The organism is Martinezella multihospitum (assembly GCF_900094585.1).
In the GTDB taxonomy this organism is placed as follows: domain Bacteria; phylum Pseudomonadota; class Alphaproteobacteria; order Rhizobiales; family Rhizobiaceae; genus Rhizobium; species Rhizobium multihospitium.
Genome location: NZ_FMAG01000008.1, coordinates 73,798 through 90,019, shown reverse-complemented (window position 1 = coordinate 90,019; position 16,222 = coordinate 73,798). Strand labels below are relative to the sequence as shown.

Genomic DNA, 16,222 nt, shown 5'->3' with positions numbered 1-16,222 from the left:
ATCTGCGCTCCATGGAAGCGACCCTCACGCATTTGTGACAGTTTCCCGAATTCCTGGGATATCTTTGCGACAAATCGCGGCTAAAGTGCTGGCAGTCATTCTATCTCTTGAAGGCGCCCCGACTTTTGAAAGAGAATCCCATGCAGCAACGTAAAAGCGTATCGGTCGAAGAACTCCCGGAAAATACGGCACTTGCGATATATGAGCTAATCGGCGGCACGTTCCGCAACTATTCCGAGATCCTTTACATCCGTGTACCGGATGTGACTGATGATGGCAGGTCCATGGGTGGCATCGAAATCACCATTCGCAAGACGACTTCTGCTGCATCACTGCAATGATGCGCGGCTAAACGCGTGTAAAAAATCCTTTTTAGGTGAAATCCTGCATGTGCTAGCGGTAGTGCAACGATCATACAAAACTGATCTAAAATTGCATCGTGAGTATGTAGCAATCAATGAATCGCTGCATCATAAACCGTGATCGTGCACGCATAAATATAGATACTCATTGTAATGATGAGCATAAGCAAGATTGAGTAGATAGTGATATACAAAATCACATAGAGCTATTTCATAAATAGTCATATCAATACCAGCTGACACACTTTGACCATTTTCCGGCAAAGCTATGCGACAAACCAAGAGTAATCCTGCTGTAAGAGCATGTTAGATAGGGCTTAAAGCGGTGATCATCAGTTTCATATCGGGCAATTGGATAGACAAGAAGTTTAGTTCAATCAGAGGGCATTATGGCTCTGTGCCTGCGATTTATCCATCTATTCCATGTAATGCCGATACAAGCATAACCGAGGAGATCGTCGATATCGGTCCTGACATGCTTATCCATCCATTTGATCCACGTACCGATTCTTGCGCAGATCGATCGGATCTTCGTGAGAATATGTTCATTCAGCGAGAGCGATGAATAACATGAATCATGGTCGATCCGCTGCCTGCTCCACCATGTTCAACGGAACCAGAGCTCGCGATACCGGGGCAGCAGTCGCAAATGCAATTCACAACTCAAGCAAAGCACGGGCGGGAAGCTATCCGATTGCGCCAGACACGCTGCCTTATGCCCTATCCGGGCAGACTTGACGATGATTTCCAGAGACGACGGGATTGTTGCGAGTTTGCGCAGAGCCGTGCCGCCGGCAAACAGCCTTTTCGCTCCCTCCTTCCCTTCAGATTTAGATCCGCACGCAACGAGGAATATATGAAACGACATCTAATGCGGGCCGTGGTTTCGGGATTCGTGGTCACATTGTTGGCTGGCTGCAACCAGCAGCCTGCAGCACAGAATGGCGGCAGAACGGTGAAATCCGAGGTCAGTGCGATGACATTGCATCCGCAATCGGTCGCCATTACCGCCGATCTACCCGGTCGCATCAGCGCCAATCTCGTCGCCGAGGTTCGGCCGCAGGTTGGCGGCATCATCCGCAGCCGCAATTTCAAGGAAGGCAGCGAGGTCCGGGAGGGCGATGTGCTCTACGAGATCGATCCGTCCTCCTATCAGGCATCCTATGACAGTGCAGTTGCCGCCTTGCAGAAGGCGGAAGGTGCCGTGCCGAATGCCCAGGCCAAGCTGGACCGCTATGCGGGTCTGAGTGCGCAGAGCGCCGTCAGCCAGCAGAATTTCGACGATGCGAAGTCCACCCTGGTACAGGCTCAGGCCGATGTCGCCTCCGCCAAGGCGGCGCTCGAGACGGCGCGGATCAACCTTGATTACACCAAGATCCGGGCGCCGATCTCCGGCCGCGTCGATGCCTCCACGGTGACGGTTGGTGCGCTCGTCACGGCCGAGCAGACGACGGCATTGACCACCATTCGCCAGCTCGATCCGATCAATGTCGACGTCACGCAGTCGAGTACGAACCTCCTGAGATTCCGACGTGCGGTGGAGGAGGGGCGCCTGAAGACAAGCGGGGACAATGTTTCGGTCCGTCTGACCTTGGAGGACGGCACTCAGTATAAGGAAAGCGGCACGCTGGAATTTGCCGAGGCCGCTGTAGCCGAGACTGTCGGAACACTCAATGTCCGCGCCAGCTTCCCCAACCCGGAGCGGGTTCTGCTGCCGGGCATGTATGTGCGCGCCACCATCCAGGAAGGCGTTGCCGAAAACAGCTTCCTCGTGCCGCAGCGCGCCGTGACCCGCAACACGAAGGGCGAACCGATCGCCTTCTTCGTAAGTGCGGACGGCAAAATCCAGCAGCGTGTGCTGACCGTTCAGCGCAGCATCGGCAACAGCTGGCTCGTAGGCAAAGGAGTAGAGGAGGGAGATCGAGTCGTCGTCGAAGGCATACAGCGCGTGCGTGACGGCCAGGAGGTAAACGTCGCGCTGGTGACGGTCGATGATGCCAGCGGAAATCTTGAACAGGCATCGGCGGCCGGCACATCCCAATCCGGCCAGCAGAGCAAGGCCGACGGCACGGACAAGGGCGCCGTCACTGGTTCGACGAATTGAGGGTAAATCATGTCTCGCTTCTTCATTGACCGGCCGGTCTTTGCCTGGGTGATCGCCATTGTCATCATGCTGGCAGGCGCCTTGTCGATCCTGACACTGTCGGTCGCGCAATATCCGCAGATCGCACCGACGACGGTGCGCATCACCGCCACCTATTCCGGCGCCGACGCCGCAACTGTCGAAAACTCGGTGACTAAGGTCATCGAGCAAGGCATGACCGGTATCGACAATCTAGATTATATGGCGTCGACTTCGACGGCGACGGGTCAGGCCTCGATTTCTCTGACCTTCACCAACAAGGCCAATCCCGATGTCGCGCAGATGCAGGTGCAGAACAAGCTGCAGCTCGTCACCGCCCAGCTGCCGCAAGTTGTCCAGAATACAGGTATTACCGTTTCGAAATCGACCAGCAGCTTCTTCCTCGTTGCGGCGTTTGTGTCGACGGATCGCAAGCTTATGCCGACCGACCTTGCCGACTATGTCGACAGCACCCTCAACGATACATTGAAGCGTGTTCCAGGCGTTGGCGATACCACGCTCTTCGGTGCGCGCTATGCCATGCGCATCTGGGTCGATCCGGACAAGCTCGTCAAATACCAGCTGATGACATCGGACGTCGTCTCCGCCATCCAGGCGCAAAACGTACAGGTCTCGTCCGGGCAATTGGGTGCCCTGCCACAGCTTGGCGGCCAGCAGCTCAATGCGACGGTCACGGCTGGCAGCCGCTTCCAGACGCCGGAGGAATTCGAGAACATCATTCTCAAGAGCCTGCCTGACGGTTCCATGGTTCGCGTCAACGATGTCGCCACCGTGCAACTGGGCGCCGACAGCTACGTCACGTCGGGTGTTTATAACGGCATGCCGGCCGCTGGACTTGGCATCAGTCTGGCGACCGATGCAAATGCGATCGATACGGCGGCGAGGGTTCAATCGACGATCGATAGCCTGCGCAGCACGCTGCCGCCGAATGTCGAGATCGTCTATCCCTACGACACGACGCCCTTCGTGAAGCTGTCGATCGAGGACGTGGTCAAGACGCTGTTCGAAGCCATCGTGCTCGTCTTCATCGTCATGTTCGTCTTCCTGCAGAACCTGCGCGCCACGCTGATCCCGACGCTCGCCGTCCCGGTCGTGCTGCTCGGCACCTTCGGCGTGCTGGCGATGTTCGGCTATTCCATCAACACATTGACCATGTTCGGCATGGTGCTGGCGATCGGCCTATTGGTCGACGACGCCATCGTCGTCGTCGAGAATGTCGAGCGTGTGATGGAGGAAGAGGGATTGTCGCCGCGCGAGGCGACGATCAAGTCGATGCAGGAAATCACCGGCGCGCTGATCGGCATCGCCACGGTCTTGTCGGCCGTGTTCATCCCGATGGCCTTCTTCTCCGGTTCGGTCGGCGTCATCTACCGGCAGTTCTCGGTGACGATCGTCTCCGCGATGGTGCTCTCGGTCATCGTCGCCCTGGTGCTGACACCAGCCCTTTGCGCCACTATCCTCAAGAAACCGGCGCATGGGACACGTGAGCGCGGCCTGTTCGGCTGGTTCAACCGCAACTTCGAGCGGGGAACCCGCGGCTATCAGCGCACCATCCATGGCATGATCCGCCGCGGTGCCGTGTTCCTCGTGATCTTCGTGCTGATCGGCGTCGGTGTCGGTTATCTCTTCAATCGCCTGCCGAGCTCTTTCCTGCCGGAAGAGGATCAAGGACGCCTTCTGACCAGTATTCAGCTGCCTCCGGGCGCGACCGCCGAACGCACCCGCAAGGTGCTCGGTCAGGTCATGAATTATTATCTCACCAACGAGAAGGATTATGTCGACGGCGTGTTTGGAAGCGTTGGTTTCAATTTCAGCGGTCAGGGCCAGAATGTCGCCGTTGCTTTCGTCGACCTGAAGGACTTCGACCAGCGCAGGACACCGCAAGCTTCCGCGCAGGCGATTGCCAGACGCGCCATGGCGGCCTTTGCCAAGATCAAGGACGGGAACGTCTTCGCGCTGGCACCGCCGGCAATCCCCGGCTTCGGCAATAACAGCGGCTTCGATTTCTACATCAAGGACATTAACGGCGCTGGCCATACGGCATTGATCGCTGCCCGCAACCAATTTTTGGGGGCGGCATCGGGAAGCACGAAGCTGAGCGGCACGCGCCCGAACGGACTGGACGATACGCCGCAATATTCAATCCATATCGATCAGGAGAAGGCTCGCGCCTTGAATGTCGATCTGGCGGATATCAACTCGACCTTGTCGACTGCCTGGGGCGGCACCTACGTCAACGACTTCATCGATCGCGGTCGCGTCAAGAGAGTCTATGTGCAGTCGGACAGCAAGTTCCGCATGCAGCCGGAGGATTTCGATCGCTGGTATGTGCGCAATTCCGGCGGCGACATGGTGCCATTCTCCGCCTTTGCTTCGGGTATCTGGACCTTCGGTTCGCCCCGCCTGGAGCGCTATAACGGTGCTTCCGCCGTCGAAATTCAGGGTGCAGCCGCCCCCGGCGTTTCTTCCGGCGATGCCATGAACGAGATCGACAGGATCATGGCGACCTTGCCGCCCGGCTTCAGCCATGACTGGACCAGCCTGTCCGCTCAGGAAAAGCTTTCGGGCAATCAGGCGACCCAGCTCTATGCGATCTCCATTCTGGTTGTCTTCCTGGCGCTCGCAGCCCTCTATGAGAGCTGGTCGATCCCGTTCGCCGTCATGCTGTCGGTGCCGATCGGCATCTTCGGCGCACTGCTGGCGGCCACCATCTTCGGCCAGTCGAACGACGTCTACTTCAAGGTCGGCCTGCTGACGACCATCGGCCTGGCGGCGAAGAACGCCATCCTGATCGTCGAGTTCGCCATCGAGCAGCAGGACAAGGGCAAGAACTTGATCGATGCGACGCTCGAAGCGGCAAGGCAACGTTTGCGGCCGATCCTGATGACCTCATTCGCCTTTATCCTCGGTGTATTGCCGCTGGCAATCGCCAATGGGGCCGGCTCCGGTAGCCAGAACTCGATCGGTATCGGCGTCATGGGTGGCATGATCTCGGCAACCGTGCTCGGCATCTTCTTTATTCCGCTGCTCTTCGTCTCCGTCCGCCGCGTCTTCAAGGGCAAGAGATCGACCGATGCAACGGGGCAAGAACCAGACGTTGCCGCTGCAACGCCGGATACGCCGTAGTCAGCATGCAACAGGCCCAGCGTCAAAGCTGGGCCTGTTGCAGCACGAGGAGTATTCTATGGAAGCGAGCCTATGTCGGGAGCATCGGAGGCCGGCATGGCCTTCAGCTCAGTCAGTTTAGGTGGCTACTTTGTTTCGAGAGTGCAAAGCACTCCACATTCGCCATGCTCGAAGGCCGATTTGAACATGAGCGCTTTCTCGTGTTCAGCGCCGGCTAAAGCCGGCAAGATTGCCTCGGTTTGAGCGACTAGTGCGGCCCTGTCGGCGCGAGGGGTCGAGGCGGCCATGACTGGGGCGTTGTCTGCAAGCGCGCTCAATAGAATGTCCCTGTTGGCAGGGTTCAGACCCGGCGAGCGTACCATCAAGATCACGCTCGTGACCATTTCATTTATGCCGAGGCGTACTTGCTGCAATCCTGCCCGGCGTGGTGCGGTCATTTCGGCGGCCGGAAGCGTGCTGACAAAGTCGGCCATCGCTTCGAGCTCGGCTGCTTGAACCTTTAACAAATAAGCGGCGGCCCGAGAGACCTCGTCCTGATACTTGGCCGTATTGGCGGCCGTATCGGGCAAAGTTCCGGGTTGAGATGTAAACAGCAAGTAGGTCTTGTAGAGCGCGCCTGCGCGATCACCAATCGGCAAAAGTGCCGGTACATCGGACGATCTGTAAGGCGGAGCACCCAGCGTGGCCTTCACGTTCCAAAAGCGTTCGAGGACCTTTGCGTGATCTGGTACTGACCAGCGTGGCAAATCACCTTGCGCGCGGGTCTGGCGCGCCAGCGCATCAAGCGCTTGATACGAAGCCGCCGCCTCACTTTGGTTTGACGGCGACATGCTTGCAGAAGCCGTCGATGACAAAAGGCCGAACCAGATTGCGGCGAGAAGTGTTGGGAACGCGTATCTCAAAAATCACCCTGACTGTTTCAGTGATGTTGGTCGTCTTGACACATGTTCGTATAAGTAGCGCGACCCTGATCCGTGACAACCAGACGCCGATGACGCGCTCGGTGCTTTTCTAGCCGTAATAAAAGCTGTCTTTCTATTCGGCTACGGGGTCCCTCTATTGGCGATACGCTGCCCACTTTCGTCGAAGAGATGGACGGCGTTATGAGCCGGAGCGATACGCAACGTATCGCCGGGTGCGGCCCTGATCCGCTCGCGGAAAACGCAGGTGATTGTCTGCGTGCCGAGGCGGGCAATCACCATCGTTTCGGATCCCGTCGGTTCGACGACGACGGTTTCCACTTCGATGCCGTCAGTCACAAGCTTGATGTCCTCGGGGCGAATGCCATAGGTCACGGCAGTCGGCGGATATTGTTCGCTCGGCAAGATAAGCCCGTCCGTGGTGCGGAAACCGGAGTTCGTCATGTTGCCCTTGATGAAATTCATGGCGGGAGAGCCGATGAAGCCCGCAACGAAGAGATTGACCGGGTGGTCATAGAGCTCAAGCGGCGATCCGGATTGCTCGATCAGGCCGTCCTTCATCACGACGATCTTGTCGGCCATCGTCATCGCCTCGATCTGATCGTGCGTGACGTATATGGTCGTGGTCTGCAGCCGCTGGTGCATTTCCTTGATTTCTGATCGCATCTGGACGCGAAGTTTCGCATCGAGGTTCGATAGAGGCTCGTCGAAGAGGAAGACGGCGGGATCGCGCACGATTGCGCGGCCCATGGCAACGCGCTGCCTCTGGCCGCCAGAGAGCTGCTTCGGATAGCGCTCAAGAAGGTTTTCGAGGCCGAGGATCTTTGCGGCATTGCCGACGCGCTGATCGATTTCCGCCTTGGGCATCCGCTTCAGCCGCAGGGAGAAGCCCATGTTCTTGGCGACCGTCATATGAGGATAAAGGGCATAGTTCTGGAAGACCATGGCGATATCGCGATCCTTCGGCGCGAGATCGTTGACGATCTGTTTGCCGATCTGGATATCGCCTGAGGTGATCCCCTCCAGGCCGGCGATCATTCTGAGCAGGGTGGATTTTCCGCAGCCCGAGGGGCCGACGAGTACGACGAACTCACCGTCGCGGATATCGACCGACACACCTTTGATCGCTTTGAACGCGCCATAATCCTTGCGCGCGTTGTTCACTCTGACATGTGCCATTTTCCGTCCTCCCGGATAGCTTCAAAGCCCGTTCAAGACATTTCGGAGATAGGCAAGGCCGAGGCGTTCGCCTTCCTTCCGTTGGGCAAGATCCTTGCCCGGCCAACCGAAAGCTGCATCCTCGTGCTCGATCGAAAGCGTGCCGTCAAAGCCATTGGCGCGCGCCTGGCGCAGGAAGCGCGGCCAATCGAGAAGTCCATGGCCCGGCAGCTTGTATTGCCACCACCCCTTGCCGTGATAGCCGACGGCCTGCTGAACGGCTGCATCGATCGCCGTATCCTTGGCATGAAGGATGGCAATGCGATCCTTGACCACATCCATGGCGGTATAAGGATCGACACCGATACGGATGAGATGGGAAGGGTCGAATTCAAGACCGAAACGTCTGTCGGGAATTCGCTTGAAGAGCTCCTGCCAGCCCTTCGGTGTGGTCCCGATGAAATTGTCTTTTGGGCCGGGCCAGTTCTCGATCGAGAAGATCAGCCCGCTCGATGTCGTGCTGGCGATCAGCCGGTTGGCGAAGTCGGCGAAATCGTCATAGTTGGTATCCTCGTCTGCGCTGTCGTCGCGGCCGGGAAAGATGATGAAGATCGGCACGCCCGCTTCGCCGATCGCGTCGGCGAATTCCTCGGTGATGGCTCGAAGCTCGCCGCGTTTGGCCCGGTCGGCATCGAGCTGATTGCCGAAAAAGGCAATCGAGGAGACGAAGAGGTTGCGATCGCGGGCAAGGGCGACCGCCGCTCGCACCTTGTCCGGCGTCTTGATATGGCCGCGCACATCGATTTCGATCGCATCGAAGCCGGCGGAAGCGGCGAAGTCCACCACCTCCTCGAATGGCCTGTCATTGAACGTCGACGTATAAAAACCGATCCTCATCAAAATCCTCCCTGCGGCCGTGGCGGCCAATTCAGTTATTCATGTTCAGTTGTTCAAGCGGTCCATGAATTTGAGTGGTGAACGCGTGCGCTGCACCTCGTCGGCCGAGGCGAGCATGAGCGCTGCCGCCATCGGCATTGCGGCGGCGCCGATCGCGCAGGCGTCCTCGCCGAGCGAGGCACGGTGGATCGATGGCAGCGCCGTATCCTCCATATCAAGGTGGTCATGGACATAGCGCAGCAGCTCATCGATCATGCGGATGGGCAAGCGGCCGCCGAGGATGATGGCATCGGGATCGACGATCATGCCGATGTGCTTGACCGCAATGGCAAGATGCGCGCTCATCCCTTTCAGCCATTGGGAGACCAGCTTCCTGCCGCGGGCATCCAGCGTGAGGAGGTCCGAGGGCACGCTTGCCTTGATGCCGTGTTCGCCCAAGAACTTGTAGAGGAAGAAGAGCGAGAATATCTCGCCGAGAAGCTCGACCTTCTGGGTCCCCTTGTCCTGAGGATCGGCGATCGGCAGCCAGCCGATCTCGCCGCTCAAGCCCATGGCACCGCGATGACCATTGCCGTCGAGCACGAGCCCACCTCCAGGACAGGCATTGATCGAGATATAGAAGAAGCTGCGGCTTTCGGCGCCAAGCCCGTAGTCGAGTTCGGCGAGCGCTGCCGCATTGGTTTCGTTCTCGATGAAGACCGGATGCTGTGTCAGGTTCTCCAATGCGGCCCGCACGTCGAATTCCATCCACTCCCAATAGTCGTCGGGCTTGCCCATGAAGGCGATCTCGCCGAGCCAGTCCGGCATCGCAAGGCCGATGCCCGCCAGATGCGCGTCATCGATCAGACGGCTTCGCTGGAAGTGCGATATCGTATCGGCGGTCAGCTGCATGAATTCGCCCGGCAGGATGTAGCGCTTTTCGTGGTGGACGCGGGCGCGCACGTTGCCGACGGCATCGACGGCGAGGATCGTCAGATGGTCACGATCGATGTTGATGCCGATCGCAAAGAAGGCGTCGGGGTTGATCTCAAGCTCGATCGCCGGCTGTCCTCTCAGACCATGGCGCCGGCGAGCTTCGATGATCAGGCCTTCGTCGAGCAGGCGATCGACGATGCGGGCGATCGCCGGCTTGGTGAAGCCGGTCTGCCGGGCGACTTCGGCTCGCGAAATCGGCGCTTGCCGATGGATGCAGCGCAGGACGACAGCTCGATTGTGCTCGCCCGCATCTTCGACATTGGCTCCCGTCAGGTCGGGAGACAGTCTGACGCCCGTCGTTTGGTTCATCATCGGGTTCCTCTATCAGTCTGGCACGCGCAAACCGGCCTCACCCCTTTACCGAGCCACTGGTCATGGAGCCAAGGATCAGCCGCTGCAGCGACAGAAACGCCACGATCGCCGGTACGACGGAGATGAGGCAGGCTGCCGCCAGCAGCTGGATGGACGAGTCGGTTTGCATGCCACGGAAGTTAAAGATCCCGACGCCGATCGGCATCAAATTGTTTTGCGTGAGCAGCAGAAAAGGCACGAGAAATTGCGACCAGCCGGCAATGACCGTGATGATGAAGACGGAGGCGATGCCCGGTGCCGACAGCGGCAGCACGATTCGCCAGAAGACGGAGAAACGGTTGCATCCGTCGATCATCGCGGCTTCGTCGAGGCTGCGCGGAATGCCATCCACCGTGCTCTTCAGAAGCCATGTCGCCAGCGGCACGCCGAGCGCGATATAGACCATCGTCACGGCGAAATGCGTATCGAGCAGGCCAAGGCGGTTCATATAGCGATAGAGCGGCACCATGATGACCAGCGGCGAAATCATCTGAAAGAGCAGAAGCCCCATCATCGACAGGCCTTTGCCCCGGAACTGGAAGCGCGAGAAGGCGTAGGCCGCGGGCATGGCGACGATCAAAACACCGAAGCCGCTCAGAGCCGCAAGCTTCAGGCCGTTCCAGAGATAGAGCGGGAAGTAGCTGTTGTTGAGTACGGTGATGAAATTATCGATCGTCGGATTGTGCGGGATGTAGCGCGCCACGCCGCGATAGATCTCGCGCTTGTCGCGTAGCGCCATCGACAGCAGGTAGGTGAGGGGGCCGGCGAAGAAGACGAACATCGCCAGCATGAAGAGATAGCTCAGGAAATCGCCGAAGCGCGTGCCGGTGCGCCTGCTCATCGTTCATCCTCCTTTGGCAGGAATGATGCGTAGACCACAGCTAGTCCAAGGCTGATGATGAGCATCAGCACCGAGAGCACGCTGCCGCCGGACAGGTCGTAGTTGCGGAAGACGATGTTGAAGACATAGAGCGATATGACTTCGGTGGCGCGGCCAGGCCCACCGCCCGTCAGCGTGATGATCGCGTCGAAAGTGTTCAGCGTCATAATGGTGATGAGGATCATGTTGACGAGCATCGCTGCGCGTAGCTGTGGAAGAGTGATGAAGAGGAACCGCTGCATGCCTGTAGCGCCATCGACGTCAGCCGCTTCGTAAAGCGAGGGATCGATTGCCTTCAGCGCGGCATACATGACGACCATCGAGAAAGCCGTTCCCCGCCAGATGTTCGAAATGAGGGCCGACCAAGGGGCGATCGCCGGATCGGAAAGCCAGGCGACCGTCGGCAAGTGCATGAGCCGCAGAATGCTGTTCAGCGCGCCATAGGGCGCTTCCGAAAACAGCATCTGCCAGATGATGCCGCCGGCAATGCCGGGCACGACCCAGGCGATGAGCGCCGTGGTTCTCAGGATCGTCGTCCCAAACAGGCCGCGCTTCTCGCCGCGAACGACAACGACCGCGACGGCAAGGCCAAGGATCTGCTGACCGATGACGCTGCCGCCGACGAAGACGAGGGTTGCCCAGAGAATGTCGGGAAGCTGCGGCGAACTCAGCATGTTGGCAATCGAGCCGAGCGTATAATCCTGATTTTCACCGATGAGCGTTGCGTTCGTGAACGATAGCCGAAACACGTCGATCACCGGATAGAGATAGAAGATGCCGATGACGATGATCACGGGCATGATCCAGGGCAGCGGCGCCCCGGCGAAACGGCGCATGAACGATCTGCTGTGCGGCCGGCTGGCAGCCTCGATGGCGATAGGGGTCATTGGGCTTCTCTGTCCGGGTTGATACTGTCGGCAACGCCCGCAAGGGGCGCTGCCGCGATCACAATCGTTAGAGACGCTTGTAGGCCTCCATCGTCGCCTTGAATGCCGCGTTCAGGGCTTCTTCCGGCTGCTTGGTCCCCGACAGGACGTCGCCCATCATGATCTGGATCTGGTTGGAGATTTCCGGATAGATCGGCGCGCCTGGACGGGCCTGACCGTTGGCGAGCGCTTCGGCAAAGGTCTTGTTGGCTTCGGTCGCAAAGACCGGATACTTGTCGAACAGCGACTTGCGCGTCGGCAATTGCTGCTGAAGCGCGTTGCCCGGCCCCATATAGATATCGCGGGCGAGGTTGGCGCACATCTCGACCTTGTCCTTATCCTTGCTGAAGGAGGCGATCGTCCAGCCGCCGGTGCCGGTGGAGCGCTGATCGGCCGTCGGGCCGGGGATCGGCGAGAAAGTCCAGTTGGCGAATTCGTCTTCGTCGAGCGTCGCCTTCAACTGGGCGAGCTGCCAGTTGCCGCCGATGAAGAGCGCGGTGGTTCCAGCGGCCGCGGCCGCGTTCAGGTCGTCGTAGTTGCCGATCGTCGTCACACGTTTGGGCGCGGCACCGGAATCGACGAGATCCTTGTAATAGGTCAGCGCCTTGAGGAACTTCTCCTTGTTTTCGCCCTCGCCGAAGACGGGCTTGCCGGTATCGTCGACCAGCTTGCCGCCGAGCGCCCAGTAATTCGCAAGCCAGTCGAAGGTCGAACCCTCATAGCGGCCGGCGTTGAAGAGGATGCCCTCCATACCTTCCTTGACGGAAGCAACACCGGCCTTCTTCAGGTCATCCCAGGTCTGCGGTGCATCGGGGACGATGGATTTGTTGCGATAGAGGACGCGAAGGTCGGTGTCCCACCACCAGGCGCGGATCGTCTGGTCCTTGTCGGTAATGCCGTTGCGGATGAAGGGAAAGAGGTCGGCGACCTCGTCCTTCGAGAAATAGGGAGTGAAGTCGGCGAGCACATGGTTGACCATGAACTGCGAGAGGACGAAGGAGTCGACGGCGGCGCAATCCGGAGCATTGCCGGCCTTTGCCTGCTCGAGCATTTTTGCCTGTTCGGTACCGATATCAGCCGACATGAACTGCATCTGCAGCTTCCAGTCGGGATGCTTCTTGATGAAGTCGACGAAGAGCTTTTGGTAGCCTTGGGCAATCGCCGGATCGGCATTATTGGGACTGTCGTTCGTAAGGCGGACAGTGAGTGTTTTCGGCGCGGCGGCAAGGCCAATCCTGTCCTTTGTCGCCAGTTCTTGGGCAAATGCGGCAGGCACTGAAAACAACATTGTGCTCAGCGCTAGCGCGCTGACGAACGCTCTCTTCATGATGGGTCTCCTCCCCATTTTAAACGGATACAGCATGGTGGCCAGTTGACCTCTCCTCATTTCCATGCTGCATTAATTAGATTAAGTTACTTTGGTTTGATGTCAAGTCGCAGCTCGGGAGGATTGAGATGCTGGTGACATTCAACAGCAGCTAGCGGCCTCAAGCCGCATTTCCCGATCACGGAACAGTCGAGCCATCGTGGGTATCTGCGATGGGCGGTGAGGTTTTGCCCCGGTTATGAAAATAGCCAAACCTGACATCTATGGAGGATCAGATGCGCCTACTCATTCTCGGCACTGGCGGAATGGCCAACAAGCATGCGGCAAGTTTCAAGGAGATCGAGGGTGTCAGCGTCGTGGGCGGCGTTGACGTCGTGCCTGAGCGGCTGGCCGCCTTTTGTTCGGAACACGGCATCCCCAATCATTTCAGCTCGCTTGAAGAGGCGCTCGCCTGGGGCGAGTTCGATGCCGTCGCCAATGTGACGCCTGACGCTATTCACCACCCGACGACGCTGCAGGCGATTGCGGCCGGCAAGCATGTCTTCTGCGAAAAGCCGCTTGCGACCGATGCGACCAAGGCGATGGAAATGACCGAGGCTATCGAGAAAGCCGGCAAGGTCGGCATGGTGAACTTTACCTATCGCAATTCGCCTGCCTTGCAGAAGGGCCGGCAGATGGTGCTCGCAGGCGAGATCGGTGCGGTGAGGCATGTCGAAGCCTCCCATCTGCAGAGCTGGCTTGTCGGCAGGCATTGGGGGGACTGGAAGTCGGAGAGCAAATGGCTGTGGCGCCTGAGCAGGAAGCACGGCTCGAACGGCGCGCTCGGCGATATCGGTATCCATATCGTCGATTTCGCGTCCTATGGCTCCGGGCTCGATGTCGCCCATGTCTTTGCGCGGCTAAAGACCTTCAACAAGGCGCCGGGCGATAAGATCGGCGAGTATGATCTAGATGCGAATGACAGCTTCACAATGAACGTCGACTTTTCGACGGGAGCGATCGGCACGATCCAGGCGACACGCACCGCCGCTGGCCAAATGGATCAACTGCGTCTCAGGGTCTACGGCGAGACCGGTTCGATCGAGATGATCTACGACACAGGAAAATCGACGCTCCGCGCCTGCCTCGGCGAGGACGTTCATACGGCAACATGGCATGATATCCCCTTCGATGATGTTGAGACGAACTACCAGCGATTCGTCCAGGCCGTCAGAATGGGCAAGACCCAGGAACCCTCATTCCGCCGCGCGGCAAACATACAGAAGGTCCTGGACAAGGCGCTCGCCTCGGACATCAGCCATAAAGACGAGGCGCTTGCCTGAATCCGGAGGCAAGGTTCAGCCGGAGACCGGCGGCAGAAGAGTGTTTAGGAAAGGCAGAAGTGCCGCCCCCAGCGCCACACCGCCGCCGCTGAAGCTTGCCGGCTTCATCGGCGAAATCCAGGGCGTCAGGAAAGGCCGTTTCGACGTGTCGCGGCGCTCGACGGAAAGCTGATGGATCAGCGCCTCGATGGTGCCGCGTGGGAGGTCGCCGCCGATCATGATCACGCTCGGTGCGATGAAGCCGGCAATCGCGATGATCGGGTCGAGCAGGTGGCTTGCTGCCTCGCGTATCCACTGCGCTATCAGCGGGGAAGATGGCTCCTCGCCCGCCAGGAGGCGCCTGAAATCGTCATCGCTCACCAATCTGCGCAGCGCATCGAAGCCGACGACCGTGTTCAAGCGGAGATTGTCGGGGCCGGTGCGCATGTCGCCGATATTGCCCGCGCGTCCATGAACGCCCGAATAGGGAACGCCGCGAACGAGGAACCCGGCCTGGACATCCTCGTCGATGATGATCATCGCGAGTCCGCCTTTCGGCGCCGGCGTGCCGATCGTGCGCTCGGCGAGCAGGCTTGCCGTGCATTCGTTCTCGACATAGCTGCGCGGGAGTTTCGATGCGGAATTCAGCTGATCGCTTTCTTCCGGGCTCCAGTCATTCGAGCCGATACCCAGGCCGATGATCGGCAGGTCGGCATGGCGATCAATCATGTCTTCGATCGCCGACAGGATCGATGCGACCCTCGTTGTTCGGGTGAGGGGGAAATAAATGCGATCGTGAACCTGGCCGCTGAGATCGACGAGAACCGCTTCGCCTCGATTTTGACGGGCACGAACGCCGATCGAGAAGGCTCCTTCTGGCCGCAGGGCAAATTCCGTTGAGGTCGCACCGCCGCCGGCGCCATTGCGCCGGTGCGATGTCACCACCCCTTCATCGCCAAGCCGGCGCAGAATGTTGGTGATTCCCGGCCCGGTCAGTCCGGAATGCTTTCCGAGCTCCATGCGGGTCAAAGGGCCGTGGCGGCGGATCGCCTCCAGGATGACACGAATATTTCTGTCGGCGATTTCTCCCGACCGCAGACCGAGTGTCTTGCCCCGCGTAACGTCCGTCTCCTCAGGCTGGCGCCACCGTGGCCCGGATCGAAGATACCGCATGACTGATTTCCTTGCGTATCTCGACGCTTGTGTATCACGGACTGACGATGCCCCTAACTATTTTCCAATCGACCCACACAAGTCATTGATTTTATTAGGGCCACAACCATCCGATTTTGAGTGACTTTCGGAATGTCCGGTTATGTTATGCATGCATCTGACCATAATCAAACGCAAGCCGCAAAAAGGCCCGACGATGTCGGACCTTTTTTGTCAGTCTCGGAGTTTACGGGCCGCCCGGAATTGAAACGGTTCGCTTTCGGGAAGACGGTCTCGTTCGCCCTAACGAATTTGGCTCTCAACCTACGGACACCCGGTTTCCAATAAAGAATTGGAGCTGTTCTTCAGCGAAAATTGCCGCCATCGAGTTAACGCCGGCTGCCCGGCCATTCCAGATCGCCTCGATCCTGCCCTCCTGACGCGCGCTCGCCGCAATCATGTGCGGCCTGGCGCTGCGTTCTACCAGTTCACCTACATGAGCAAATGTCCGATGCCTCAACGGATCCTCGATCAACTCGACCTGAAGGCAACGTTGGTGGGCTGTACCCTCCTGAATCCCCCGCCGGCGGCAGTCTATCGGATTACTGCTCGCTGAAGCAGACAGTATTGCATTGGCGGACTGCGCAACGCGATTGACGTGTTCTGTGACTGCAGGATTGCCTCCCTGCCAATAGCCTTGCTTG

Annotated in this window: 12 protein-coding genes; 4 read left to right on the top strand and 8 right to left on the bottom strand. The window is 58.7% G+C overall.

All coding sequences use genetic code 11. The annotated features are described in order from the left end of the window. Positions 1-140 precede the first annotated feature (140 nt). The 3 genes from GA0061103_RS27135 to GA0061103_RS27125 all read left to right on the top strand — a co-directional run bounded on the left by GA0061103_RS27135 (position 141) and on the right by GA0061103_RS27125 (position 5,631). A complete protein-coding gene (locus tag GA0061103_RS27135; protein WP_092716682.1) occupies positions 141-341 on the top strand; it encodes a hypothetical protein in 201 nt (66 codons plus the stop codon). 877 nt (positions 342-1,218) lie between these two features. Beyond that, entirely contained in the window at positions 1,219-2,466 is a 1,248-nt protein-coding gene (locus tag GA0061103_RS27130; RefSeq protein ID WP_245304880.1) for an efflux RND transporter periplasmic adaptor subunit, read from the top strand. A gap of 9 nt (positions 2,467-2,475) precedes the next feature. Continuing rightward, positions 2,476-5,631, top strand: coding sequence for an efflux RND transporter permease subunit (locus GA0061103_RS27125; protein WP_092716679.1), 3,156 nt, complete (start codon positions 2,476-2,478; stop codon positions 5,629-5,631). 125 nt (positions 5,632-5,756) lie between these two features. Here the strand turns inward: GA0061103_RS27125 and GA0061103_RS27120 are convergent, their stop codons facing one another. The 7 genes from GA0061103_RS27120 to GA0061103_RS27090 form a co-directional block, all read right to left on the bottom strand. Next, complete coding sequence (locus tag GA0061103_RS27120) at positions 5,757-6,533, bottom strand: hypothetical protein (RefSeq protein WP_092716678.1); 777 nt, start codon at positions 6,531-6,533, stop codon at positions 5,757-5,759. A 141-nt stretch (positions 6,534-6,674) separates the two neighbouring features. Further along, entirely contained in the window at positions 6,675-7,730 is a 1,056-nt protein-coding gene (locus GA0061103_RS27115; RefSeq protein WP_092716676.1) for an ABC transporter ATP-binding protein, read from the bottom strand. Positions 7,731-7,751: 21 nt separating this feature from the next. Continuing rightward, positions 7,752-8,606 (bottom strand): sugar phosphate isomerase/epimerase family protein, encoded by an 855-nt coding sequence (locus tag GA0061103_RS27110; protein ID WP_092716674.1) that lies wholly within the window; start codon positions 8,604-8,606, stop codon positions 7,752-7,754. Between the two features lie 45 nt (positions 8,607-8,651). Next, positions 8,652-9,890, bottom strand: coding sequence for an ROK family transcriptional regulator (locus GA0061103_RS27105; RefSeq protein ID WP_092717108.1), 1,239 nt, complete (start codon positions 9,888-9,890; stop codon positions 8,652-8,654). A gap of 40 nt (positions 9,891-9,930) precedes the next feature. Beyond that, positions 9,931-10,773, bottom strand: a complete 843-nt coding sequence (locus GA0061103_RS27100) for a carbohydrate ABC transporter permease (protein WP_092716672.1) — start codon at positions 10,771-10,773, stop codon at positions 9,931-9,933. Next, the gene (locus GA0061103_RS27095; protein ID WP_092716670.1) at positions 10,770-11,699 is read right to left on the bottom strand and encodes a carbohydrate ABC transporter permease; all 930 of its coding nucleotides are present in this window, start codon (positions 11,697-11,699) and stop codon (positions 10,770-10,772) included. The genes GA0061103_RS27100 and GA0061103_RS27095 overlap by 4 nt, the downstream gene beginning before the upstream one ends. A gap of 67 nt (positions 11,700-11,766) precedes the next feature. Further along, positions 11,767-13,065 (bottom strand): extracellular solute-binding protein, encoded by a 1,299-nt coding sequence (locus tag GA0061103_RS27090; protein ID WP_092716668.1) that lies wholly within the window; start codon positions 13,063-13,065, stop codon positions 11,767-11,769. A 275-nt stretch (positions 13,066-13,340) separates the two neighbouring features. Here GA0061103_RS27090 and GA0061103_RS27085 point away from each other — a divergent pair, with 275 nt between their 5' ends. Next, positions 13,341-14,387, top strand: coding sequence for a Gfo/Idh/MocA family protein (locus tag GA0061103_RS27085; protein WP_092717105.1), 1,047 nt, complete (start codon positions 13,341-13,343; stop codon positions 14,385-14,387). Between the two features lie 15 nt (positions 14,388-14,402). Here the strand turns inward: GA0061103_RS27085 and GA0061103_RS27080 are convergent, their stop codons facing one another. Further along, entirely contained in the window at positions 14,403-15,539 is a 1,137-nt protein-coding gene (locus GA0061103_RS27080; protein WP_092716666.1) for an ROK family transcriptional regulator, read from the bottom strand. Positions 15,540-16,222 lie beyond the last annotated feature (683 nt).